The organism is Paracoccus sp. SSJ (genome assembly GCF_030234105.1).
In the GTDB taxonomy this organism is placed as follows: domain Bacteria; phylum Pseudomonadota; class Alphaproteobacteria; order Rhodobacterales; family Rhodobacteraceae; genus Paracoccus; species Paracoccus denitrificans.
Window position 1 is genome coordinate 60,154 of the sequence record NZ_JASSPE010000009.1, and the last position, 23,710, is coordinate 83,863.

The window sequence follows — 23,710 nt, forward strand, 5'->3', positions numbered from 1 at the left end:
TAAAACTCAGATGTTCCGCAGCAGCAATTGCATAACGCAAGGCGCGAAGATCGAAAGGTAGTCCGGGACCGGGCCACTTCTGCGAACCAGCCCCGGAGGATATCTCATCATCGATTTCCGAAACCATACTCGGCCCACACTATCATCACGTATCCCTTGATAGTAATATAATTATTTTGGCCGCATCTCTTGAAATTAAATTCATGACAAACAATTCATGCGTCATGCCGCACACTCAGCGCCACACCCTTGAGTTTTTTACCAAAAATTCACATTAAAATAACCGACAGACTTACACTTGATTTGAAATTTCACGCTCGATTGAAACTCCAATTCCGAGAACATCCCGATCCGAACCAACCGGCCCGTCAATTTCAATTCCAACCGGCAAACCACTCTGCGTCCATCCAACAGGAATACTCAATCCCGGCAATCCAGCGTTAGCACCCGGATCAGTATTTCGAACAAGCGTATCAAAAATCTCCCGATCTTCACCGTTTACCTTTACTTTTCCGAACGCGCTTTCGATGTCGATATATGTTGCTGGAATTGGAACCGTTGGAAAAATCAAAGCCGCGAGGCCATTTTTTTGAAACGCTCCATCATAAATCCGGCACAGCTCAGGACGATAATTTTGAATTGCATCACGATAATTTTTGTCAGAGCTTTCCGAGGTTACAACCTCAAAAGCGGCTCGCACATCAGGGTTCACAATCTGACGAAAAATATCCATGATAGAGATGTCTGATCGGCCATTTGCAGCGAGCCAAACGGGAATATCTTCGCGCGGCTCATGCAGCACAACCGGCGCGGATACCTGCCGCCATACATCACGGAGCCTAGGCAGGCTAACAGAAACCAGCTCAGCCCCCGCCTTCGCGAGCTTGCCACATAGCTCACGGCAGACACGTTCAACATCAGGATCAAGGTCGATCCAGAAACAATCGGGGACGCCCAAGCGCACGCCTTTGAGCGATTTGGCAGTGACCGGATCAGTTCCAGTTATTACAGCGTCCAGAAGCGCCAAATCTTCGACAGACACCGCCATCGGGCCGGGCGTATCGTTGGTGTGACTGATTGGCAGAACCCCCTGCGAGGAATATCTGCGTTCAGTGCCTCCCGCGCCGACCGATGGCCGAAGGCCCGCGATACCGCAAAGCGCGGCAGGTATGCGAACAGAACCAGAGGTATCTGTTCCAAGCCCGGCAGAGACAATACCCGCCGCAATAGCGGCAGCTGTACCACCCGAGGAACCCCCGCTAATCCGGGCCGGATCATGCGGATTTCGGACCGCCGGTATAGGGGTAAAGTTGGTATTCGTGACTCCGAAAGCCAGTTCGTGCAGATTGGTTTTACCTAGCAGAACTGCCTGAGACTGAAGCAGCTTCTGCAAAACCGGCGCCGTCGCCTTTGCACGCAGCTGGGCCAATGCGGGTGTGGCACCGCTAGTGACCCATCCTTCGACATCGATGTTATCCTTCACACCGATCGGAAGTCCCGCCAGTATTGGCATCTTCGCCCCCTCTGTTCTCGCCCTATCGACGGCTCGGGCTTGTTGCAGCGCCAGGTCAGGCTCAACGGTCAAAAAGGCATTGAGATGACCTAAATCTCCGGCCCGCCGGATCGCGCGGGTCATCATGGCCTCTGCAGTCGTCTCACCGCTGCGCAGCTGGCGGAGCTGCTCTGTCATGGTCACGGGCTTCAGCGCTGACATGATTTCTCTCCTTCGGTCCCAGATGACTTTGCAAGACGTGTCGAGATGTCGTGGAACAGGCCGGTCAGGCCCCTGGGCATCAACACGACACAGGCAACGAGGATCAGCCCCATGCCGATATCGCGGAAGTCCCCAAGTTCGCGCATAGCCTCATCCGCCAGCATCAGCACGGCCGCGCCAATCACCGGCCCCCAGACCGTGCCTATTCCGCCCACGATGATCATCGATAGCAAAAAGAGCAGGTGCTGGAAGGAAAACACCACCGGGCCGACCACGCCCGTATTGACCGCATAGAAGGCACCGGCAAGGCCGGTAAAGAAGGCCGAGAGACCGAAGATCCAGAGTTGATAGCGGAAGCGGTCAACGCCCCGGGCAGCGGCATAGACCGGGTTGTCGCGCAAGGCCCGGAAGGCGAGCCCCATAGGACTGTGGATGATCATGATCGAGAAGAGGATCGCGGCGCTCAGCAACAAAAGCCCAACATAGTAGTTGCCGACATAGAAGCCCGCGCCCAGCCAGTCGCGAAACCCCAGATCGCCAAAGCGGGAAAAGCCGCGCACCCCGCCCATCAGCGGCATACAGCCCGCCGGCGGATTGGTAAAACAATCGGTATCATTCACGATCAGCACATAGAGGACCTGCGAAACGCAGATCGTCAGCAGCGCGACATAGGGGCCGTAGAGCCTCAGGCAGGCGATGCCGAGGATGATACTCGCGACCACTGCCACAACCGCGCCTGCAGGCATTGCCAGCAGCATAGATGTACCGAGGTAATAGCCAAGCATCGCGGTCACATAGGCGCCGATGGCAAAGATCGCGACCTGGGCCAGCGAGAAGATCCCGCCGATCCCGAAGACCAGATTCCACTGCACCACCACCGTGGCCCAAATAAAGAAAAAGGTGGTCTGGGTTATCGAGTAACGCATCCCAGAAATCATAGGCCAGAAAAGCGCAACACAGGCGAAGAGGCCGTAAAGAAGAAGATCACGACGCATGGCAGTCATAGACGAACCCCCTGTTGGCGCCCGAACACGCCCTGAGGCTTCCAGATCAGCACCACGATGACGAGAAGAAGCAAAAGCGCAAAGCTGAAGCGAACCCCGATTGTATATTGCACCACTGCCTCGAAGAGACCGATGAACAGGGCAGCGATCACACTGCCAGGCACCCTGCCAAGCCCGGCGACCACGCAGATGATGAAGGCTTTCAGCATCGGATCACCCCCCATATTCGGCAGGAGGCTGGACAGCGATGACACGGTGATTCCGGAAATCGCGGCAAGCCCGCCGGAAATTCCCAGCACCAGCGCATAGACCACACCAATCCGCACCCCCATCAGCCGCGCGGCATCACGGTTCTGCGCTGTGGCGCGGATCGCCCTGCCGATCCGGCTCTTTTGCAAAAGCAGCGCCAGCGCGGCCATCAGCAGCATCGACAGCACAAGGATCAGCAGATTTTGGATCGGCAGATGCACCCCTGCGAGGGAGAACCCGCCCTGCACCGCTAACGGTTGCGGCTTTGGCTGCGGCCCGAAGGCCATCAGGATTACGCTCTCCAGCATGGCGCCAAACCCGATGGTCGCGATGAAGATGCGGGTCTCGAACCCCTCGGACTGCAGCATGGGCTTTGCGATCAGCAGATAGATCAGCACCCCCACCGCCGCACAGACCAGCACCGCCGCGAGCATTCCGGCAACCGGCGGCAGGCCGAAACCGGTCACCATGAACCAGGCCATATAGCCGCCCAGAGCCATAAGCGCGCCATGGCTCATATTCAGCATATTCATCGCGCCGAAGACCAGCGCCAGCCCAACCGTGGAAATCGCATAGACCGCGCCCAGCGTCAGGCCCGAGGCGAGAATCTGTAAAAGAACATCCATCGCTCATACCCCCAGATAGGTTTCAAGAAGCTCGGATCGGCCCGAAAGCTCAGCGCCGGTGCCGCTCCAGGCGAGAGTGCCATGGTCCAGCAGATGCACCTGATCGGCGATGACAGCGGCCCGCATGGCGTTTTCCTCGACGAGGAGAATGCTGCGCCCGGCGCGGCGCAGACCCGCGATGACTTCGTAAATCTGCTCAATGACGATGGGGGCCAGCCCCAGCGAGGGCTCATCCAGCATCAGCACCCGCCCCGAGGCCATCAGCCCGCGCCCGATGCCAACCATCCGCCGCTCGCCGCCCGACAAAGTGCGCGCAATCTGGCTCTGACGGTCGCGCAATTTCGGAAGGAGGGTGAAGACCTCCTCCAGCACGGATTTTTCCTGCCTGGCGGCCGCAGGTAGAAAGGCGCCCATGCGCAGGTTTTCCAGAACCGTCATATCGGGAAAGAGCAAATCGCCCTGTGGCACATGGACAATCCCGCGCGCGACGATGGTTTCGGCGCCCAGCCCGGAAATCCGTTCCGCCCCGAGGCGGATTTCACCGGACTTCGGCCGGATCAGCCCGGAAATCGCTCTTAAGAGCGTGGTCTTGCCATGGCCATTGGGCCCGATAAGGGCGGTCAGCCGGCCCGCCTCTGCCCGCAAGCTCAGATCCTGGAGGACAGACTGATGGCCATAGCCGGCGGTCAGATGCGAGATCACAAGTTCATCCGGCATGGCGCGCCTCCGTCCGGTCTGCGGCGAGGCGCGCGACATCCTTGCCGGCGCTCTGGCCAAGATAGACCTCGACCACATCCGGGTCGCGGGAAATACCCGCCGCATCGCCCTCGTAAAGCTTCCTGCCATGGTGCAGGATCATCACACGGGTGGACAGCTGCACCAGAAAGCGCATGACATGTTCGATCAGAACGACCGTCACCCCATCCGCCGCCACCTGGCCCACGACATCGGCCACCTGGTCGATCTCGCGCTGTGTCAGCCCGCCGACGGGTTCATCCAACAAGAGGAGTTTCGGTGACATCGCCAGCGCTCCGGCGATCATCAGCAGCTTGCGGTCGATCACCGGAAGCTTGGCCGCCGCGCGATCCGCGCTTGCCTCGAGGCCCACGCGGCACAGCGCATCCTGCACCTGGTCGCTGACCTCTGAGGGCACCCGAAAGCCGGGGATCCGGCGCGGGGCCCTGCCGTAATAGGCCGCGACCAGCACGTTCTCGCGCACGCTCAGACTGTCGAAACCGGTATTTAGCTGAAACACCCGGGCCAGTCCGGCATGGCAGCGCCCGACAGGCGACAGCCCGGTGATATCGCGGCCCTCAAGCGCAATCGTGCCGGATGTGACAGCGGTCTGCCCGGAGATCATCTCGAAAAGCGTGGTTTTTCCTGCCCCATTCGGCCCCCCGATGCCAAGGACCTCACCGGCGGCAAGGTCGAAGCTCAACTCGCTGACAGCAGCCAGCGAGCCAAACTTCTTCGTGACATTCCGGCAGGACAGGAGAGGTGTTTCCCTGACCTGAAACATTCTCACCCCCTGATCCAGGGCGGCGTGATGAAACCGGCCTTTGCATAGGGCCAAGGGGCGATCAGGACCGGCTCTGCAGTATGGTCCTGGATCTGCAGGAACTGATGTGGCATCCCAAGCGAAGGATCATCCGTGCCGCCCGGATAAGAGGCCGCAGCCTGCTCGCCGGGCATGAAACGTGTCGTGCCGTTCGGGCCACGGTGAATCATCGCCCGGATGCGTTCGGCCACTTTGCGGTTCTGCTCCTCCTCCCCCGGGGCACCGGAGCCACCGGCGAGTGCCGCCGCAGCCGCCCAGATCCAAGCCGCATTATAGGACTGGACCCCGGAATTATGCCCCGCGTCATCGCCAAAACGCGCCTTGTAGCGGGCTTCGAAATCAAGGCCGATCTCGTCCTGCAGCGCGCCGATCACGGTCGAGAAGACTACCCCTGCGGCGGCCGGTCCGGCGATGTCGCGGAAGGATTTCACCGAGGGGCCATATTGCATATAGATCAGGCTCGGCGTCGGATTGGTCATGAACTGAACCATGAACTGCGCCAAATCAGCCGGGAAATAGTGCGTGACCACGATCACGCCGGGCGGGTCCTGGCGCAGCTTGGACAGCGTTGGCCCCCATTCCGAAATCGGCACATTTACAGTCTCATAGAGGCTGACCTCCCAGCCAAGCTCCGCCGCGCCCTCTCGCACCACATTGGCAATGTTCGAGGAATAGGTCCCCGCTGAAAGAATGATCGCCAGTTTGCGGTTGGCGGGCGCGAATGTTCCGCCATCGGTCAGGGAGGATAGAAACTTCAGCAGGCCCGAGCCATACCATGTTTCCGACGGATCGGTCTGGAAGGAACCGAAATAGCGCTCCGGGTCAGAGCCGATCAGCACCCCATGCCCACTGGAGGTGTCATTGTGCATATAGATGATGCCGGCATCCGCAATAGCGTCCTGCACTGCAGACCCCGATCCGGTATTATAGCCGTTGATCACGGCATGAACGCCGTAGCGGTCGATCAGGCGCTGCACGGCCTGCACATTGGTTGCGTCGCCCATCTGTTTCGTGTCTTCGAAATGCGGCTCCAGCGGGCGGCCAAGAATGCCGCCAAGCGCGTTGATCTCGTCGCAGGCCATGATCAGCCCGTTGCGGAATTCCACGCCGTCAGCGGCGGCGAAATCGGTCAGCGGCGCAGCCTGACCAATGGGGACCGGCTCGCCCGAGGCCTCTGCCCGGGCGGCATTCGCGCCCGACAAGACTGCGGCAGCCCCGGCCAGCCAGGCCGACCCTTTAAGCATGCCTCTCCGATGGATGCGATGACCCATGTTGTAACTCCCTGTTGTGTTTGGTTTTTGTTTAGATCTTGTGCCTAGGCATCGCCCAGGGGTTTGCGGCTTCAAGCTGCGCTGCGAGGTTGAAGATGAGCGCTTCGTCATTCAGCTTCGCCGTCAACTGGATGCCTATGGGAAGCCCCTCATTCGACACGGTCATCGGCAAGCTGGCAGAAGGCAGGCCGGTGACATTGGCGGGCGCAGTGAACATGAAGGAGTCGAGCACCCGGTTCCAGGCCGTTTCCCCGCCCAGGACACCCGCATCAAAATAGCCAAGCCGGGGCGGCGTGAAGGGCAGGACCGGCGAAAGCCAGATATCCTGTGTGGCAAAGAACTGCCCCATGGCCCGCGCCATTCCCTGAAAGATCACAAGATCCCGGATGTAATCTACCGCCCGGCGCGAGATCCCAAGAGCGAAGAGATGCTGGTTAAAGGGCTCAAGCTCGCGCAACAGAACTTCGGGGTCCGCGTCCCGGGCCTCCGCAATCGCGCTGAGGCCCCGGGTCACGGTCATCGGCCAGAAGGTGGAGAGCGCCGCGCGGAAGGCGGCGCCGTCGAAGGGCAACGTGACCTCCTCGACCTGATGACCAAGATCACGCAAGAGCACCGCCGCCCGCAGAGCCGCAGCTTGACATTCCGGCGCGGCGCTGGTGCCGTCCGGCGCATCGAGCGTCAGGCCGATCCGCAGCCCCTTGCGCGGTCTGGCGATGGCGGCAAGGAAGCCTTCCGGCGGCTCGGGGGCGATATAGGGGTCTCCCGGCAGGGCTCCGGCGGTGGCGTCGAGCACCGCCGCACTGTCCCGCACGGATCGCGAAACCACATGTTCCGCCGTGATGCCACCGATGGCCTCGCCAACATCCGGCCCGAGCGTGACCCGGGCCCGCGAAGGCTTCAGCCCGAAGAGACCGCAGCATGAGGCCGGGATGCGGATGGATCCGGCGCCATCATTGGCATGGGCCACCGCGACATATCCCGCCGCGACCGCCGCCGCCGAGCCACCCGAAGACCCGCCCGGCGTATGACCGGTATTCCAGGGGTTACGCGTGGGGCCGCGCCAGACCGGCTCGGTCGTGCCCATGGTGACCATTTCCGGCACATTGGTCTTGCCGAGCGTCACAAACCCCGCCTGGCGATAGCGAGCCATCAGTGCGCTGTCATGGTCGATCAAGTTGTGCTCCAGCAGCTTTGCGCTGCCGGTGGTCGGGGTTCCCGCCATATGGCAGTAAAAGTCCTTCACCAGAAAGGGCACGCCGCGAAACGGCCCCGGCGGCAGATCGGCTGATGCCATATCGAGCGCCTGATCGAAAAAGCGCTGCGTCACCGCATTGAGCACGGGCTCCCCGGCCTCGATCCTCGCAATCGCGGCGCGGGCCAGCTCTGCCGCGCTGACATCGCCCTTCGCGACGGCCGCAGCCTGCGCTGTCGCATCGAGATCAAGAATGTCACTGATCATGCCGGTCCTCCACCTGGCTCGCGGCGGTTTCAAGGGCCAGAGCATCCAGCGCCTGTCGCAGGCGGTTGAAAAGTAGCTCCAGTTCGGCTGTCGTGACGATCAGCGGCGGGCAAATGGCTATGGCGTCGCCCAGATTGCGAACAATCAGACCTTGATCCAGTGCCAGCGTGACCAGACGCGCGCCGATACCGGCTTCTGACGCGAAGGGTCGGCGCGTGGCGCGATCCGCAACCAGTTCCACTGCACCGATCAGGCCGACAGCGCGGGCCTCGCCCACAAGCGGATGCCCAGCCAGCGCGTTGATATGGTCAAGAAAGGCCGGTGCCCGCGCCCGAACCTGTGCCAGCAGATCCATTTCCTCGTAGATCTTCAGCGTCTCAAGCGCGACCGCGCTGGTGACGGGATGCCCGGCATAGGTGAAGCCGTGGCCAAGCACGCCCAGACGGCTGGCTTCGGCGCTGACCACATCGTGGATCTCCGCGGTCAGCAAGGTTGCCCCGATCGGCTGATATCCCGAAGACAGCGCCTTGGCGACGCTCATCATATCGGGCCGAAAGCCGAAGGTCTGGCAGCCGAACCATTCACCGGTGCGTCCGAAGCCACAGATCACCTCATCGCTGAGCAGCAAGATACCTTTCTCGCGCAGCAGCTCCGCCAGTTTCGGGAAATAGCCGGAAGGGGGGATTATGACGCCGCCCGCCCCCATGACCGGTTCTGCGATCATGGCCGCAATGCTGCCAGCCCCCTCGGCGGCGATGAGAGCCGCGACTTCGGCCACCAGTCGGTCGACGAAGGCCTCCTCGCTCTCGCCCGCTTCTGCGCAGGTGTAGAAATGGGGCGCCTCGGCAAAAATCACGCCCGGATCCGGCCAGGCAAAGGCACCACGCATCGAGGGCAGCCCGCTGAGCGTCGCCCCGAGAACGGTGCTGCCATGATAGGCGCGGCGGCGGCTGATGATCTTGCGCCTTTCTGGCGCACCGCGCCCGCTATGGTAGAGCCAGGCCAGCTTGATCATCGTATCGACCGCTTCCGAGCCGGAATTGGCGAACAACGCCTTGCCATCCGGCATCGGAGACAACGCCAGAAGCCGCTCCGCCAGTTCGATCACCGCCGGATTCGAGCGCCGGTTAAAAGTGTGGTAAGTACCAAGGCGGCTGATCTGATCAGCCGCCGCGCGGGCCAGACGCGGCTCATTGAAGCCAAGGGAAGCACACCAGAGGCTGGACATCCCCTCCAGATAGCTGCGCCCGCTGCTGTCAGTGACAAAAACGCCATCGCCACTTTCGAGGATCAGCGGCCCCTGCGCCACCAGCGCGGCGGGGTCGGTCTGGGGATGCAGCAGGCAGTTCAGATCGGTATGGGCCAGAGAATTGCGCATCATTCCGCCCCGGTCCGGGCCGCAATACATTCGATCTCGAGTTTCCATTCTGGCCGCCCGAGCGCCTTGACCAACACCAGAGAGGCCGCTGGAAAGGGCGCGGGGATCAGACTGTCGCGCACCGCACGGATTGCAGGGAGATCTTCAGCCTCGACAACAAAGTAGTTCATTTTGACGATGTCGCTGAAAGCAAAGCCCCGGCTTTCTAGGATAATCCTGAAATTCTCGAAGATGATGCGGGTCTGTTCTCCCGCATCACCGGGGATCGTGCCATCCGGGCGCACCCCGACCTGACCGGCCAGATGGATGGTGACGGCACTTGGCGGAATGACCACGCCATGCGCGTAATTCCCGAAAGCGGCGGCGACATCCTTACAATCAAAAAGCGTGATGGTCATGGGATCTGTCTCTCAGTTGCGCTGAACCAGCGCGGCCAGTTTCTGCTGGTAGGTTTCACGGAAGGCATGAAAGCGCTCGGTTGGTGCGGACAAGGCCAGAGCATAGGGGGCGGTGCCAGCTTCCAGCGGCATCGCCATGCAGGAAGTACCGCGGGCGAATTCCTCATTGTCATAACCGATGCCCTCGGCCCGGATACGGGTGAATTCGGCCTGGAGGGATTTGAAATCGGTCATGGTATTCTCGGTCAGCTTTGCCAGCGGCTGATGATTAAGCAGATATTCCGCCATGCGGGCCGTGGCCGCATAAGCGAGTAGCACCTTGCCCGCTGCCCGCGCATGGGCATGCAGATACTGGCCATGCGGCATCTCGGCTGCGCGGATCGCATTGGCACCAGCGGCCACCTCGATGATCACGATCTCGCCCTGCCACCAGCCGACGACATAGCAGGTCTCGCCGGTTTCCGTGGCCAAACCGCGCACCAGCGGTAGCATATAATCAGGGGCAGAAAACTGTCGGCCAAAAGCCTCGGCGAGCGCCCCGACCCGCAGGCCAAGGCGGTAATTACGCTGATCATCGCGAGCAATAAATCCTGTATCTTCAAGCGTATGTACCAGATGATAGGCCGTCTGCCGCTCAACCCCAATGGCCTCGGCAATTTCGCGCACGCTCAGCCCCTGATCGCTGCGCGCGATGGCGGTCAGGATATTGACCCCGCGCACCACGGAGTTGATCTGGAGACGTCCGCTTTTCTCTTTGCTGCCGGTCATCAGACATATTCCTCGTTCTGGGGCAGGAGATTCGACTGCAGAAGATCCTTCGCGGCGGCCATGATCTTTGCCGCATCGGGCAGCAGCGCGGCCTGAAGGACCGGCGAAGCCGGCATCCGCACATCCGGCGTCGCGACCCGGCGGAAAGAGAGCGCCCCTGGTCCCAGCCGTTCCGCCAGCCCGGCGACGATTTCCGCGCCGAAACCGCCGGTCAAATTGGCCTCATGCACCACCACGACGCGACCGCCCGTTGCGGAAACGGTGGCGCAGAGCTGACCCCAGTCCACCGGTGACAGCCAGCGCAGATCCAGAACAGAAACGTCGATGCAATTCTCGGCCAGGGCATCGGCGGCAGCCTCGACCGCGGGCATGACTGCGCCCCAGCCGAGCAGGGTCACGCTCGTCCCCGCGCGGCGCAGGGTCGCCCCTGCGGTGGCCTGACGCGCAGCATCCGGCCAGACCGTCCCTGTACGCTGATAAAGGGCACGGGATTCGATGATGACGGTCGGATCCGCGCCATGTATTGCGGCGCGCAGCATGTGATAGGCGTCATCGGCTGTCGACGGCAGCCCCACCCGCAGGCCCGGCACATGGGCCAGCATCGCCTCCAGCGATTGTGAATGCTGCGCGGTGGAGCCGGGCGTCGCGCCCTGCTGAACGCGCACGACAATCGGCGCAGTCCGGGTGCCGCGCGTCAGATAGCGGATATTCGCGGCCTGATTTATGATCTGATCCAGCGCCACCAGCAGGAAATCGGCCCACATGATTTCCACCACAGGCCGCTTGCCTTCGAGCGCCAGCCCGACCGCCGACCCCAGAATCGCGGCTTCGGCAATCGGGGTGTCAAAGACCCTCTCCGCGCCAAAATCCCTTTGCAGATAGCGGGTTGCACCGAAGATCCCCCCTGCATGGCCGACATCTTCGCCAAAAACCATCACTTCGGAGTGCTCGGTCAGCTCGCGCTTCAGGGCCTCATTCACAGCCTGGATATAGGTGATCTCGCGGCTCTCCCCCTGCTGATCCGGCGCGGACGGGGCGGCGGGGATCGGTGCCACAACATGATCTGCGGCAGAGGCGGCATCGGGCAGCGGCATGGCTTTCACAGTGTCCAGAACCGCGCTCCAGTCACGGTCGAGCCGCCCCCGCAGAATCGCCAGCTCTTCCGCGCTGCTGGCACCGAGAGCGCAGAGCCGGGCCTCCAGCAGCGCCAGCGGATCGCGGGCGCGGCTGTCTTCACGGTCGGATTTCGGCCGGTAATGCTCGATATCGCGGTTGTAATGCCCCCAGAGCCGCGGCACCCGGCATTCGATCAGCGCAGGCCCCTTGCCGCCAAGCACAGCCGCCCGCGCAAGGGCAATGCTGTCCTTGACCGCCATCGGGTCGGTGCCGTCAATCGTGGCGGATGCCATGCCATAGCCATTCGCGCGCCGGGCCAGACGGTCGAGCCCCGTGATTGAAAGCGTCGGGGTCATCTCTGACCAACCATTGTTTTCACAGACGAAGATCACGGGAAGCTTATAGGCGGCGGCGAAGACGAAAGCCTCATGCAGAGCGCCCTGGCTGGTGGCCCCGTCACCGAATGTCACAAGGCAGACGCGGTCCGCGCCCTCCATCTTTGCCGCCAGGGCGATGCCACAGGCAATCGGCCCGCCCGCACCGACTATAGAGTTTTCACCGATAAAACGCTGATTCGGCGCGGTGACCAGGGCAGAGCCACTTCGTCCACCATTCACACCTGCCTTACGGTGGCAAAGCTCAGCAAAAAATTCTTGGGCGGGAACGCCCGTTTCTAACGCCCAGCCATGACCTCTATAAGTTGCGATAACGCGATCACACGGGCCGAGTGCGGCCATTGCACCGACAGGCACCGCTTCCTGACCGGCGCACAGATGCACCGACCCCGCGATAAGAGCTTCCTTGCTGGTGCTAAGATCAAGCGCAGACTGCTCGAACTGACGGATGCGGTACATCCGCTCGTAAGAACTCACAAGAAATTCGATGTCAGTATCGGTGAGAGGTGCGGGCAACTCTATTCTCCCTGCGCCGAGCTTTCAGTTAACTTGATGCTAGATGCCCACCCCAAAATGGTCAATATATTTATATTGTTATCACTATTTTATAATTCTATGTCTTTGCTCTCTCTGCATGCTGACCTACCCCCAGAAGCTCCTTCGCTGCGACGTAGAGCTTGCGGGACATCCGAGAGGGAGCGGATGACATGAAAGCAGTTTCACCGAGACGCAGATTATCGGGATGATCAAAGAATGGGGGGGCCGGTCTGCCGAAAGCACGAGTTGAGCCTCGCCGCACTCTACAAGCCGAAGGCGAAGTTTGTCGGCATTGTTTTGCCCGACGGCAAGCCGCTAACGCGGCTCGTGGACGAGAAGGAGTAGCTCAAGAGCCTAGTGGCGGATATGGATCAAGCGACGGCAAGCCATTAATCACGGCAATGTGACACCGCCGATTTCCCGCTGTGGTTTCCGATCGATTGCTTCCGATATGCTTCCGGGCTTCAGGAAGCCCAAATGCAAAAAGCCTCCCGAGGGAGGCTTAACACGCTGATATCTTTGTGTTTTCTGGTTGCGGGGGCGGACAACCATCTTCACTTGCCACCAAGCACTCTCATCTTTCCCATGCTCCGCCAGGTTGAGCCAGAAATACTTCGAGAGATATTTCGAACAGCCGCGTAGGCAAACGCCCATATTTGCGCTCGAAACCACCAGCATGAACTGAATTTCAAGCGATCAATGTCAACAGATCACGGGGCTACGATTTCAGGTCTCCAGAGCGTGCTCCCGCCACTCCTACCTCGGCAAGGAAACTCTCCAAAAGAGCCACATCTTGCATGGACACGATCGCGGCGACATAGCCGTCGGGACGCACCAGCACCCATTCGCCGGGTGCCAGGCCATAGGCGGCGTGCAGGTGGCCGTCCTCGTCCTCAAGCTCCTGGCCGGGGCCGACCCGGTGGATGTGCAGCCCGCCTCTCGGCGCAATGATGTCGCGCTCAGCCTCGAAGCCGATCAGCGTCCAGTGAGGGCCGCTGAACAGGTCGAACAGGCGGCGGGACAGTCCAGCAGCGCCGCGTAGCGGAGCGTCGGGCGCGCGATCCCCGGCGAGCAGGATACCGGGCCGTCCGGAGGGATCGAGGGCCAGCGGCGACTCGGGGTATCCGATGTCGAGCTGGCGGGTCTCGCGGCCGCGCCGCGTCATTCCGCGTTTCATCGCGTCAAGAAGGCCGGTCGCAAGCCCCAGCATCGCTTCGGCCACCGGGCGCCGCTCCGCCTCGTAGGTGTCGAGCAGCCCATCCGGCGCGCCATGCAGCACGGCTGCCAGCTTCCACCCGAGGTTCCAGGCATCCTGCACGCTGGTGTTCAGGCCCTGACCGCCGGTCGGCGGATGGATATGGGCGGCGTCCCCCACCAGGAACGCCCGGCCGACCCGGAAGCATTCGGCGAGCCGCGCGTTCATGGCATAGGCGGAAGCCCAGGCCACGGAATGCACCCGGATATCGCTGCGGCCTGTCCGATCCAGTATCATTCCCTCCAGCGCCTTGGCAGAGAGATCGGCTTCGCCCTCCGGCGGGATGGGCGCCTGAAGTTGGAACAGGTCGGTCCCGGCAAGCGGGCAGATCGCCACCATCCGCTGCATGTCGCCATCGTTGAACTGATGCCAGGCATCGCGTCCAAGGCCGGTCAACGCGACATCGGCGACGATGGCGCGCACGCCCAGCGTCTTGCCGGGGAACTCCACCCCAAGCGTGCGCCGCACGAAGCTGCGGCCACCATCGGCGCCGACGAGATAGCGGGCGGTTAAGGTCTCCTCGCCATCCGGACCCACCAGCCGCGCGGTGACGCCCTTCTCGTCCTGCTCGAACCCGACGAGTTCGGTGCCGAACTCCACGCGGTGGCCAAGCTCGGCCAGACGCTCGCGTAGCACCCGCTCCGTCAGGAACTGGGGAACCATCAGCGCGATCTGATAGGGCTCGGCGGGCGTCGGGTCATGCCGCTCAGCCATGTCTTTCTCGATCCAGGTGCCATCCGCGCGATATTCCCGCATCGACGGGTAGATACCGCCTGCCGCCACCACACGGTCGAGGACGCCCAGATCCGCGAACACTTCCTGCGTCCGCGGCTGGATGCCCTTGCCCCGCGAGCCGGCGAAGGGCTGGTCCATCTTCTCGATGATGCGGAAGGCCACGCCACGACGGGCCAGATCGACCGCCAGGGTAAGACCCGACGCACCGGCGCCACAGATCAGCACCGCAACAGGGTTTTGCGCTTTCATCGTTCTCTCCAATGTGTATGATGCACATATTATGGAGGGTCTGCGCGTGTCAACGATAAAAGTGCATCATACACATATCAGGAAGATGTTGCCCGAGCTGCATCGGGCGCTGATGGACATCGCCAGCCTGATGAACCGCCCCGAGCGGGATGCGCAACTGCTGGAAATCGCGGGGCTTACGCTGGAGAGGGCGCTGTTTCCGCTGCTCGTCACGGTCGAGCGGCGGGGGCCGATCGGGGTGGTCGAACTGGCCGATGGTGTCGGGCGCGACTACACGACCGTAAGCCGCCAGATCGCCCGGCTGGAGGAGATCGGGCTGGTCGAACGCCGCGCCTCCCCCTCTGACAAGCGGGTGCGCGAGGCAGTCATCACGACCAAAGGCAAGGCCGCGACGGACGCGGTTGATGCCGCGCGGGAGAAGATGGTGCTTTCGCTGTTCAAGGACTGGAAACGTGACGATTTCGACGAGTTGATCCGGCTGATGAAGATGCTCGCCGACAGCATGAGCGCCGAGCCTACCCGAAGCGAGTAGGATAGGCCCGGAGCGAGCCGGATGTCAGACCACGAACACCGTGCGGTTGCGGCTGTCGTCCCGATCCCAGGCTCGAGTGCCGTCTGATAGCGGGACTGCGTGGAACGCGATTTTCAGGTTCGCGGGCGCCACCGCCTTCAGCAGCGCCTCCACCGCCGCAAGATGACGGTCGAGCGGGACGGCGCCATGACCGGCGCCCATGAGTTCGATCGCGGAAGCCCGCAGAACCGCGCTCGGAAGGGTGATGGTCGCGCCGCTGACCGAGCCGATCTGGATCACGCGGATCGGAGTGCCGGGCCGTCCGGTCTTGGCCCCAGCGATCAGCAGGCATTCCGCGCTCATCCCCCAAAGGTAGTCGACGACCACATCGACGCCTTGCGCGAACTGCTCTTTGAACCTCTCCTCGAAGGCAGCCGCATCCTCCGTAAGCGGGATCGTCACGTCCGCGCCCAAAGCGGCGACCTCGCGCAAAGCCTCGGCGTCGCGGCCGGTGGCGATGATCTTCCCCGCCCCCAGGTGCCTGGCGATCTGGACGGCAAGCCTGCCCGAGGTTCCGGTAGCGCCGTTGACGAGAACGGTCTCGCCAGGCTGAAGCCGCGCCCGCTCGGTATAGGTGACCCAGGATGACATGCCCGGGTTGGCGATGGCCGCCGCCGTCAGGTCATCGAGATCGTCCGGCAAGACAAGGCACTGCGCCACTGGCACCACCGTCTGCTCTGCCATGCTGCCAAAGGGATCGCGCGGCAGGACGAACCAGACCCGGCGCCCGTCATCAAGGCGACCAACACCGTCGATGCCAGCGACGAAGGGCAGCCCGCCCGATGCGCTGTAGTGGCTGCCTGCGGCCCGTCCCTTGACCACCTGGCTCATCGCGGCGGCGTTGACGGCAACCCGAACCTCGCCCGGCCCTACGGCCGGATCGGGGAAATCGGTATAGGCCGGCGACCGGCCGTAGTCCTGCACAACCAGAGCCTTCATGGCGGCTTCCTTTCTTGATGTGTGTATAAAGCACATATCATGGCGGGAAGCGCTGCGTCAATATAATGTGCATGATACACGTTTTCTGTTGACGCCGGAGGCATGCCACATTTATGTGCATGATACACATTGAGCGGGCGGCAGCAACCGACTTCCCGACGCTCATTCGCGACGCAGATGCGCGCCAACAGAAGGAATCGCGAGATGAACGACGCAGCAACTGCGGACGATGCCGCCCCGGAAAGACTCGATTGGCGGCTGATGCTGCCGGTCTTCCTGGTCGTCAGCCTTTATGCTGCCAGCGCCGCCTCCACCCTGCCGATCCTGCCATTCTATATCCAGGAGATGGGCGGCACACCGCTGATCCTCGGCATCGTCATGGGCACCGAGGCATTGACCCACCTGGTCGCGGCACCGCTGATCGGCCAACTCTCCGACCGGCTGGGGCGCAAGCGGATCTTGCTCGCCACGCAAGCCACAGCCTTCGTCAGCCTGCTGCTGCTGGGCCTGGCTCAGGCCGTTATCCCTGTCCTGCTGGCAAGGATGCTGTTCGGCTTCACCGGCGGAACCTTTGCCGCCGCAGCCGCCTATGCCGCCGACCACAGTTCGCCCGCCAATCGAAGACAGGCGATCGGCACCCTCCACGCTGGGGTAGGGCTGGGCGGCATCGTCGGGGCAGGCATTTCCGGCTATCTGTCCGACATCTCGCTGACCGCACCGATCTACGCCGCGATGGTGCTGTCTGCTGTCAGCTTCACCGTCACGGCACTCTGGCTGAAGCGCAGCCCGGCCGCATCGCAAACCCCCGACGCATCGCGCGAGGTCTCGTTCAGGTCAATCGTCGGCTCGCCGCTGATCCGCGTGCTGGTCGTCGTGCTGCTCTGCTATTTCTTCGCCTACGGGATGTATAGCTCGCAGCTTGCCAACTACCTCCAGGCGAGTTTCGTCACACCGGAAAATCCCTTCGGCCCGCGCGAGCTTGGCTATGTGCTGGCGGCGGACGGAGCGATCAACATCCTCGTGCAACTGTTCCTGCTGCGCTGGCTGGGACGGTTCTTCACCGTACGTCGCCTGATCATATTCATCTGTGCCATCGTCGCCACCGGCTACATGACGGTGGGTCTTGCGACAACGCTTCCGGTCCTCGTTCTCGCTATCCTCTGCGTCAGCTTCGGCGATGCGATGGCGCGCCCGACGTTCTTCTCGGCTCTGTCGGTCCATGCTCCGCAGGAACGGCAAGGGATCGTCATCGGCACCACCCAATCCCTGATCGCGCTCACCGATGTCGCCTCCCCGGTCTTCGCCGGGCTGTTGATAGGACAGGCGCTCTACGGCCTTTGGACCGGCGTGATCATCGCCCTCGTCGCACTGACCGCAGCCATCGCCTGGCGACATCTGCCGGCGGTGGACCCGGAAACGGCGGCGCGGGCCGACTGATCTCCCATGCAAGGAAACAGTCCGATGATGCCCGAGGAGCCCGCCGCGCCGGATCGGAGTCCCCTGCCCCCGATCTTGGCGGTTGTCGCGGTGGAAAGTGCTGGTCTGGGCATGATCCTGCCCCTGCTGCCGTTCTACGCAAGCGAGTTCGGAGCCACGCCCCTGACCATCGGCCTGCTGCTGGCCAGCTTTTCGCTGTGCGAGTTGCTGGCCGCGCCGATCCTCGGGAAAGCCTCCGACCTGTTCGGCCGCAAGCGGCTGCTGGTGGCCAGCCAGATCGGAACCTGTGCGAGCTTCCTCCTGCTCGCCCTGGCCCCCAATCTTGCCGTCGTGTTCGCCGCTCGAATCCTCGGCGGCCTGTCGGCAGGCAACATCTCGATCGCGACCGCCTATGTGTCGGACCGGACTGCGCCCCACAAGCGGCGACAGGCCATCGGCTTCGTCAGTGCCGCGATGGGTGTCGGCACGATGGTCGGACCGGCGCTGGCAGGTGTTCTGGCACCGATGGGACTGGCCGTGCCGTTCGGAGTCGCCGCAGTCGTTTCCCTGGCCAGCATCCTGGCAACCTGCCTCCTGCTTCCCGCCGAAGGACAGCAGCCGATCCACAAGCCAGCGCCAGCACCTTTCCTGGCGCAGATCGGCGGTCTTCTCGCCTTGCCGCAGGTGAAGCACCTTCTTGCGGCGCTCGCCCTGCTGTTCATGGCGTTCAGCCTGTTCGGATCGCAATTCGCCCTGGTGCTGCACGCCCGCTTCCAATGGCAAGGCCGGCCCTTCGGTCCGACAGAGATCGGGTTCGTGTTCGTTGCGGCCGGAGCGATCAATATTCTGGTGCAGGTCGTCGTGATGCCGCTCCTTGGCAAGGCCCTGCGCGAGAGGACGCTGGCCATGGCCTCCTTCAGCCTCCTCGCCATCGGGTTCATGATCATCGGCCTTGTCGGCACGGTCCCGGCGTTGGCGGCCGGAATAGTGATGGCCGCAACAGGCATCGCCTTGGCCCGGCCCACGCTTGTCGCCGCACTTTCACTCATCGTGCCCGCCACCTCGCAGGGTGCTGCGATGGGGATGGCCCAGTCCATGGCCGCGCTGATCAACATCGTCGCACCGATTGCCGGGGGGCTGCTGATCGAGGGCCAGCATTTCACCGGGTGGGCCATGGCCCTTGTCGGGCTGGCCTTGGCCGGTATTGCCGTCGTGGCACTATCTCCGGCGGGATCGGATTCATCAAAGAGAGCTGACCCGTGATGCCACATATGCGTATTTTGCACGTTTCAGCTTGACGTGGGCCGCATGCTCAATTATGTGCATAATACACAATAGGCGGTGATAAATAGCGAGGATCGCTGCGGATGGCCCATCCGCAGGACGGGAAAGGCTGGCCTGACGCCTGCTCCCCGGCCTGCACCCGCCCAACTCGAAAGGTTCCGACATGGCCGAAGCCATAACCATGCGCCGCTGGGCGACTCCGCTGACCATCGGCGCCTCGGTTCTGATGTTCGGAACCGGCGTCATGATGTTCTTCGACATCGTGCCCGGCTACGTCACCTTCGTCCACGAATGGCTTTCGTGGTTGTTCGTGCTGGGTGCGGGCGCCCACATCGCCGTGAACTACCGCCCCTTCCTGCGGCATCTGAAATCGGGCTGGCCAGCGGGGAATTCCTCAGCCAGCAGCGCAATGTCGTGCTGGTCGGCGGCACCGGGACCGGCAAGACCCATATCTCCGTGGCGATCGCGCGCGCTGCCATCCGCAACGGCGCTCGCGGCCGCTTCTTCAATGTTGTGGACCTCGTGAACAGGCTCGAGGCCGAGGCCCGTGCAGGGCGGGCGGGCCGCCTGGCCGAGCATCTCATGCGGCTCGACTTCGTCATCCTCGATGAGCTCGGATACTTGCCATTCGCACAGTCCGGCGGTCAGTTGCTGTTCCATCTGGTCAGCAAGCTCTACGAGCAGACCTCCGTCATCGTCACCACCAACCTGGCATTCGGGGAGTGGCCGACCGTCTTCGGAGACGCGAAGATGACCACCGCGCTGCTCGATCGTCTCACCCACCATTGCGACATCGTCGAAACCGGCAACGACAGCTGGCGCATCAAAACACGAGCTTGACCGCCCTCCAAAACGCAGGCCCGCGTCGGCTGCGCCAGCTGGAAAGCTACGCCGCCACGGGCCTGCTCACCCGCGCGCCAAAGGGGTCACTTTTGGACGCCGATAAGGGGGCACCATTCAACGCCGATTGACAGCATAGCGCCGTTCCGCCAGCGAAGCATCGTATTCTGACTGCTGCAGGTCGAGTTCGGCTACGCGCCGGCGCTCGGCCTCTCCTTCCCTGTGCATCCGCTCCGCCTCCAGTGCGGCCTCGATCGCCATCGGCTCGACCACGCGCAGTATCTCCGATGCGATCGCGGCGTCCACACGGGATCCACCGAAGCTGAGACAGCGCGGCAGGCCGAGCATGAGATTGGGCCGATCGCAGCGATAGGTCGGACGGCCGGGCGGGGCGCCGACATAGGCGACGGCCAGACCGCGGCCACAGCGCCCGCAGGTCAGCATGCCGGCAAGAAGAGCACGGCCGCCCCGCCCGGACTTCTGTCCTCCCGCACGTCCATAGGCGTTGGCTGCGAGCAGCATCTGGTTCCGCTCGTATTCCGCCCAATCGATATAGGCGGCATGATGATCACGGATCAACACGTCCCACGCCTCAGGCGGCTTGCCATGGCCGTAGGTCTTACGCGCGCGACCGTCGACCAGTTCAATGCGCTTCTCACTCTTTCCATAGACATAGGCCCCTGCGTAGAAGGGGTTCTTCAGCAGCCCGATGACGTTGCGATAGCGGATCGCTGTCCAATCGAAGGAGGTCAGGCGTTTGCCGTCCGAGGGGCGCGGAAAGAACACCCCCTCCGCCGCCAGCGACAGATGCGTCTGCCGTGCGCTGCCGAGTTGGCGGAATCGCTCGAAGACCAGCCGGATGACACTGCTGGAGCCGGAAGTCGGGATCGAGGCCGAGGCCGGCCTCGCGATGCCAGATATAGCCGATCGGCACGCTGATCCGAAGTTCGCCACGGCGCGCCTTCGCCCGGGCGGCGTCAAGCATGCGCGCCCGGATCACCCCAAGCTCGAACTCGCTGATGCTGCCCTTCATGCCGAGCAGCAGGCGGTCGTTCGGCAGGCAGGGATCGTAGATGCCATCGAGGTCGATGACACGCGCCTCGACAAGCCCGCACAGTTCGAGCAGGTGGTGCCAGTCCCTGCCGTTGCGTGCCAGCCGCGAAGCGTCAAAGCAGAGCACGGCGCCGACTTCCCCGGCGCACAAGGCGGCGACAAGCTTCTCGAGCCGGGCCGGGCCACCATGCCGCTGGCGGAGCGGCCGAGATCGTCGTCGATCACATCCACGGTCCTGAAACCACGACGACGCGCGATCTCGACCAGTTCATACTGCCGTCGCCGGCTCTCGGTGTTGAGCTCCACCTGGGCCGGGGTCGATTGGCGCACATAGACCACCGCCTTGCGCTGCAGGATGGCCGGTGGAAGAACATCACCGTCCATCATCGCCTCCCTCCAGCTCGCTCGCTCCCGCTGCTTCGGCCAGCAGAATGGCCAGGCGCGTCAATACCTGCTGGCGCTCCCGTGGGCTCATTCCGCGCAACCGCTCCGAGTCGAACTGCATCTGCAATTGCCTGGGGCGCGACGGCCCGGTGGGCAGGTCTTGCATCGGTCTGTTCCTTTCCGGCGATGATATCACCGGAAGAGCTTCGCCGAAGACCGCGCCGAGTCAGAAGGTCATCGAGATCCGACAGGGCCGCGAGCGATACGCGCGGCGTGCCGAGGTCCATTCCGGTGCAAGCCGCCGGGTCGAGCATCCACGCGGCCACGACCATGAAGATGCCAGGCAGAACCTCGATATGGACAAACTGACCGGACTTGCGTCGGTCGACACGCTCAACCCGAAACTGTCGGCCAAAAAGCGCGTGCCACCGGTAATGCACCTCAACAAATTGCCCGACATGGGCAGAATGAACGGGTGATGGCCCTCAATCGCAAGAATGCACTCTTCGCCGGTCACGACGAAGGCGGCATCGCCTGGGGCCGCATCGCCTCGCTGATCGAAACCTGCAAGATCAACGGCATCGAGCCCTTCGCCTACCTCAAGGCCACGCTCACCGCCATCGCCAGCGGTCATCCGCAAAGCCGCATCGACGACCTGCTGCCCTGGAACTTCAGGCCGGCAAGCTAAGCCGCCCGTGATCCCCTGCAAACGCTTACGTCGAGGTCACCTCCAGCAGTGTTGGCGATGCGCCGATGCTGCCGGACCTGCTTGCCCAGATCCCGGCGGAGGAGGAGATCGCCACCGTCACCGCCGACGGTGCCTATGACACCCGTGCCTGCCATGACGCCATCGCCGCCCGCGATGCTGCAGCTATCATGCCGCCGAGACAGAATGCGAGGCCATGGAAGCCGGACACAGCCGGAGCCCGGGCGCGCAACGAGATCCTGCGAGCATCGAAGCGCTTGGGCCGGGCGCTCTGGCGGAACTGGAGCGGGTATCACCGCCGCAGCAGGGTCGAAACAAAAATGAACTGCGTGAAGCTGCTCGGCCAGCGGCTGATGTCGCGAGACTTCGACCGCCAGGTGGCAGAGGTCCAGATCCGCGCGGCGGTCCTCAACCGCTTCACAGCACTCGGTATCCCGATGACCGTGGCTGCAGGATAGGTGTGCCCGGGGAAAGGGGAAGTCCGGTCATCGGCTGATTTGCGCAACAGCGCCGTCCGGTGGGGCGGGGTCTTCGCGATGATCAGTGTCGTATCGGGCTCCCTTAACCCGGCCTGCAATGCCGCGAACATATCGAGATAGGGGCTATCGAACGCCTCCTGATATTTCGTAGACCGGGGGTAGATCAGGACGGGTGCGCCGTGCTCAAAATCCATATCCAAACTGCGGAAGACGTGGTCGCCGACACGTCTCCAGTCGACAGAGCCATGCAGTTTGTAGAGTTGGAAGACACCGTCGACGAAGTCTGCGCGTGCGGTGCCGTTGCGCCGGCGGACGATATCATGATCGAAGTTGTCTCGATTGTATCGCTGCCGCGCGCTGTGCGAAAATCCATCCACGAGAACCGCATTGAGCCGGAGTGCCGCCTCCTCGATACACAAGTCGTAGTTCGTCGTAAAAATCTTGACCCGGGGCTTGTCAGCACTCCTGCGACCGAATTTCGTAAGAAGTTCCGTATGCGCCGAAAGCTCCGTCGTCGCATTCACGAAGCCGACCTTGGTTAGGACCGCTTCCTCTGCCAGCGACACGAACGCTGAGAGACTTTCCATTTCCGCAACGGCGGCGGCTTCCTCTGGCCCGGGATCGTCCACCAGCGATCGCGCATTCTTCAAGGTTTCCTCTTTCACCGACAGAAGCTCGAGGCGCATTTTGCACAGGCTGAGCAGTCGTTCGATGTTGCCAGTCTTCGGGTTGCCGTCCGGATCTACTCCGGGTGCCGTTCCAACCAGCGCCCTCACTACCGCATCGAATTCACCGGCGCGGTGCGCTTCGCAAGCTGCCCGCACCCCAACCCATAAATCCCGCATGCCCGGAGCATTAGGACCTGTCGTATTTCGCGCACAAAACGATGCGCCTGAGCCGAGCAGGATGATCACATTAGTCGAGTGCAAGACGTCCTGAAGTGCCTGCGTCACGATGGAGCGGCACCCGCGAAGCCGATGCTCTGGATCCGCCGGCATCGGTTCTTCAGCATCTGCCCACGCCTTCCAGGCACCCTCATGGGTCAACAGCCGGAGGTTGTCGGGCCGTGCCTGTCGGCCATTCCAGTAAGACGTCATTGCTTCCCTCAGAAGTGCCTTCGCCTGACTACAGCAAAGCCCACCGCCAATCGCAATCCACTATCGCCTGGGCTACGCTGCGGTCCTCCGGAGCTTTCGGCGATCGAACGCCTTATTTTGTCAGCCGGTCCCATATCCCCAAGGCTAAATACCGATTCCTGGGACGAACCACCTCGCGGATCTCGAAGAAACGACGATCTTGATCTGCCAGCGGAAGAATTTCGAATGA

Annotated in this window: 19 protein-coding genes and 6 pseudogenes; 8 read left to right on the forward strand and 17 right to left on the reverse strand. The window is 62.5% G+C overall.

Features of this window, described 5'->3' with window-relative positions; all coding sequences use genetic code 11:
* Positions 1–292: 292 nt before the first annotated feature.
* From iaaH to QPR87_RS11860, 13 genes are all read right to left on the reverse strand, one after another.
* Positions 293–1,714, reverse strand: coding sequence for an indoleacetamide hydrolase (gene iaaH / locus QPR87_RS11800; protein ID WP_285049666.1), 1,422 nt, complete (start codon positions 1,712–1,714; stop codon positions 293–295).
* Entirely contained in the window at positions 1,702–2,718 is a 1,017-nt protein-coding gene (locus QPR87_RS11805; RefSeq protein WP_285049667.1) for a branched-chain amino acid ABC transporter permease, read from the reverse strand. Before QPR87_RS11805 ends, iaaH begins: the two co-directional genes overlap by 13 nt.
* Positions 2,715–3,593, reverse strand: a complete 879-nt coding sequence (locus tag QPR87_RS11810; protein ID WP_011749325.1) for a branched-chain amino acid ABC transporter permease — start codon at positions 3,591–3,593, stop codon at positions 2,715–2,717. The genes QPR87_RS11805 and QPR87_RS11810 overlap by 4 nt, the downstream gene beginning before the upstream one ends.
* A 3-nt stretch (positions 3,594–3,596) precedes the next feature.
* Positions 3,597–4,295: an ABC transporter ATP-binding protein gene (locus QPR87_RS11815; RefSeq protein WP_197029419.1), complete on the reverse strand. Its 699-nt coding sequence runs from the start codon at positions 4,293–4,295 to the stop codon at positions 3,597–3,599.
* A 4-nt stretch (positions 4,296–4,299) separates the two neighbouring features.
* Positions 4,300–5,112, reverse strand: coding sequence for an ABC transporter ATP-binding protein (locus tag QPR87_RS11820; protein ID WP_011749323.1), 813 nt, complete (start codon positions 5,110–5,112; stop codon positions 4,300–4,302).
* A 2-nt stretch (positions 5,113–5,114) separates the two neighbouring features.
* Positions 5,115–6,422: an ABC transporter substrate-binding protein gene (locus QPR87_RS11825; RefSeq protein ID WP_128493035.1), complete on the reverse strand. Its 1,308-nt coding sequence runs from the start codon at positions 6,420–6,422 to the stop codon at positions 5,115–5,117.
* Between the two features lie 31 nt (positions 6,423–6,453).
* Entirely contained in the window at positions 6,454–7,881 is a 1,428-nt protein-coding gene (locus QPR87_RS11830; RefSeq protein ID WP_011749321.1) for an amidase, read from the reverse strand.
* Positions 7,871–9,259: an aminotransferase gene (locus QPR87_RS11835; RefSeq protein WP_024844898.1), complete on the reverse strand. Its 1,389-nt coding sequence runs from the start codon at positions 9,257–9,259 to the stop codon at positions 7,871–7,873. The genes QPR87_RS11830 and QPR87_RS11835 overlap by 11 nt, the downstream gene beginning before the upstream one ends.
* Positions 9,259–9,657 carry a RidA family protein gene (locus QPR87_RS11840; RefSeq protein ID WP_011749319.1) on the reverse strand — a complete coding sequence of 133 codons (399 nt, stop codon included), beginning with the start codon at positions 9,655–9,657 and terminating at the stop codon, positions 9,259–9,261. Before QPR87_RS11840 ends, QPR87_RS11835 begins: the two co-directional genes overlap by 1 nt.
* A gap of 12 nt (positions 9,658–9,669) precedes the next feature.
* Positions 9,670–10,425, reverse strand: coding sequence for an IclR family transcriptional regulator (locus QPR87_RS11845; protein WP_011749318.1), 756 nt, complete (start codon positions 10,423–10,425; stop codon positions 9,670–9,672).
* The gene (locus tag QPR87_RS11850) at positions 10,425–12,452 is read right to left on the reverse strand and encodes an alpha-ketoacid dehydrogenase subunit alpha/beta (RefSeq protein WP_197025571.1); all 2,028 of its coding nucleotides are present in this window, start codon (positions 12,450–12,452) and stop codon (positions 10,425–10,427) included. The genes QPR87_RS11845 and QPR87_RS11850 overlap by 1 nt, the downstream gene beginning before the upstream one ends.
* Before the next feature lie 414 nt (positions 12,453–12,866).
* Complete coding sequence (locus tag QPR87_RS11855; RefSeq protein ID WP_128493034.1) at positions 12,867–13,151, reverse strand: hypothetical protein; 285 nt, start codon at positions 13,149–13,151, stop codon at positions 12,867–12,869.
* Positions 13,152–13,191: 40 nt separating this feature from the next.
* Positions 13,192–14,712, reverse strand: a complete 1,521-nt coding sequence (locus QPR87_RS11860; RefSeq protein ID WP_024844896.1) for an FAD-dependent oxidoreductase — start codon at positions 14,710–14,712, stop codon at positions 13,192–13,194.
* Positions 14,713–14,797: 85 nt separating this feature from the next.
* On the opposite strand from QPR87_RS11860, the gene QPR87_RS11865 reads away from it, so the two are divergent.
* The gene (locus tag QPR87_RS11865; RefSeq protein WP_197029418.1) at positions 14,798–15,244 is read left to right on the forward strand and encodes a MarR family winged helix-turn-helix transcriptional regulator; all 447 of its coding nucleotides are present in this window, start codon (positions 14,798–14,800) and stop codon (positions 15,242–15,244) included.
* A 24-nt stretch (positions 15,245–15,268) separates the two neighbouring features.
* Here QPR87_RS11865 and QPR87_RS11870 read toward each other — a convergent pair whose 3' ends face one another.
* Positions 15,269–16,222 (reverse strand): quinone oxidoreductase family protein, encoded by a 954-nt coding sequence (locus tag QPR87_RS11870; protein WP_024844895.1) that lies wholly within the window; start codon positions 16,220–16,222, stop codon positions 15,269–15,271.
* Between the two features lie 204 nt (positions 16,223–16,426).
* On the opposite strand from QPR87_RS11870, the gene QPR87_RS11875 reads away from it, so the two are divergent.
* The 4 genes and pseudogenes from QPR87_RS11875 to istB form a co-directional block, all read left to right on the forward strand.
* Complete coding sequence (locus QPR87_RS11875) at positions 16,427–17,659, forward strand: MFS transporter (RefSeq protein WP_011749313.1); 1,233 nt, start codon at positions 16,427–16,429, stop codon at positions 17,657–17,659.
* Positions 17,660–17,683: 24 nt separating this feature from the next.
* Entirely contained in the window at positions 17,684–18,901 is a 1,218-nt protein-coding gene (locus QPR87_RS11880; protein WP_024844894.1) for an MFS transporter, read from the forward strand.
* A gap of 202 nt (positions 18,902–19,103) precedes the next feature.
* A pseudogene (locus QPR87_RS11885) lies at positions 19,104–19,256 on the forward strand (DUF4405 domain-containing protein); the annotation flags it as partial.
* 41 nt (positions 19,257–19,297) lie between these two features.
* Positions 19,298–19,762, forward strand: a pseudogene (gene istB, locus QPR87_RS11890) (IS21-like element helper ATPase IstB); the annotation flags it as partial.
* A 117-nt stretch (positions 19,763–19,879) separates the two neighbouring features.
* On the opposite strand, the gene QPR87_RS11895 reads toward istB, so the two are convergent.
* Together QPR87_RS11895 and QPR87_RS11900 are read right to left on the reverse strand one after the other, a co-directional pair.
* A complete protein-coding gene (locus tag QPR87_RS11895; RefSeq protein WP_231486813.1) occupies positions 19,880–20,716 on the reverse strand; it encodes a recombinase family protein in 837 nt (278 codons plus the stop codon).
* Between the two features lie 52 nt (positions 20,717–20,768).
* A pseudogene (locus QPR87_RS11900) lies at positions 20,769–20,942 on the reverse strand (recombinase family protein); the annotation flags it as partial.
* A 304-nt stretch (positions 20,943–21,246) separates the two neighbouring features.
* Between QPR87_RS11900 and QPR87_RS11905 the strand changes: the two are divergent.
* The 3 genes and pseudogenes from QPR87_RS11905 to QPR87_RS11915 form a co-directional block, all read left to right on the forward strand.
* Positions 21,247–21,678: a hypothetical protein gene (locus QPR87_RS11905; protein ID WP_028710128.1), complete on the forward strand. Its 432-nt coding sequence runs from the start codon at positions 21,247–21,249 to the stop codon at positions 21,676–21,678.
* Positions 21,672–21,887: pseudogene (locus tag QPR87_RS11910) on the forward strand (transposase domain-containing protein); the annotation flags it as partial. The gene QPR87_RS11905 and the pseudogene QPR87_RS11910, both read left to right, overlap by 7 nt.
* 29 nt (positions 21,888–21,916) lie before the next feature.
* Positions 21,917–22,363: pseudogene (locus QPR87_RS11915) on the forward strand (IS5 family transposase); the annotation flags it as partial.
* Positions 22,364–22,623: 260 nt separating this feature from the next.
* On the opposite strand, the pseudogene QPR87_RS23635 reads toward QPR87_RS11915, so the two are convergent.
* Positions 22,624–23,481: pseudogene (locus QPR87_RS23635) on the reverse strand (hypothetical protein); the annotation flags it as partial.
* Between the last annotated feature and the right edge of the window lie 229 nt (positions 23,482–23,710).

Coding starts and splice junctions, on each gene's coding strand:
- QPR87_RS11805 (WP_285049667.1), bottom strand. CDS start 2,718: ATGACTGCCATGCGTCGTGATCTTCTTCTTTACGGCCTCTTCGCCTGT.
- QPR87_RS11830 (WP_011749321.1), bottom strand. CDS start 7,881: ATGATCAGTGACATTCTTGATCTCGATGCGACAGCGCAGGCTGCGGCC.
- QPR87_RS11820 (WP_011749323.1), bottom strand. CDS start 5,112: ATGTTTCAGGTCAGGGAAACACCTCTCCTGTCCTGCCGGAATGTCACG.
- iaaH (WP_285049666.1), bottom strand. CDS start 1,714: ATGTCAGCGCTGAAGCCCGTGACCATGACAGAGCAGCTCCGCCAGCTG.
- QPR87_RS11825 (WP_128493035.1), bottom strand. CDS start 6,422: ATGGGTCATCGCATCCATCGGAGAGGCATGCTTAAAGGGTCGGCCTGG.
- QPR87_RS11840 (WP_011749319.1), bottom strand. CDS start 9,657: ATGACCATCACGCTTTTTGATTGTAAGGATGTCGCCGCCGCTTTCGGG.
- QPR87_RS11810 (WP_011749325.1), bottom strand. CDS start 3,593: ATGGATGTTCTTTTACAGATTCTCGCCTCGGGCCTGACGCTGGGCGCG.
- QPR87_RS11835 (WP_024844898.1), bottom strand. CDS start 9,259: ATGCGCAATTCTCTGGCCCATACCGATCTGAACTGCCTGCTGCATCCC.
- QPR87_RS11860 (WP_024844896.1), bottom strand. CDS start 14,712: ATGAAAGCGCAAAACCCTGTTGCGGTGCTGATCTGTGGCGCCGGTGCG.
- QPR87_RS11855 (WP_128493034.1), bottom strand. CDS start 13,151: ATGCTGGTGGTTTCGAGCGCAAATATGGGCGTTTGCCTACGCGGCTGT.
- QPR87_RS11865 (WP_197029418.1), top strand. CDS start 14,798: ATGTTGCCCGAGCTGCATCGGGCGCTGATGGACATCGCCAGCCTGATG.
- QPR87_RS11875 (WP_011749313.1), top strand. CDS start 16,427: ATGAACGACGCAGCAACTGCGGACGATGCCGCCCCGGAAAGACTCGAT.
- QPR87_RS11880 (WP_024844894.1), top strand. CDS start 17,684: ATGATGCCCGAGGAGCCCGCCGCGCCGGATCGGAGTCCCCTGCCCCCG.
- QPR87_RS11845 (WP_011749318.1), bottom strand. CDS start 10,425: ATGACCGGCAGCAAAGAGAAAAGCGGACGTCTCCAGATCAACTCCGTG.
- QPR87_RS11870 (WP_024844895.1), bottom strand. CDS start 16,222: ATGAAGGCTCTGGTTGTGCAGGACTACGGCCGGTCGCCGGCCTATACC.
- QPR87_RS11905 (WP_028710128.1), top strand. CDS start 21,247: ATGGCCAGGCGCGTCAATACCTGCTGGCGCTCCCGTGGGCTCATTCCG.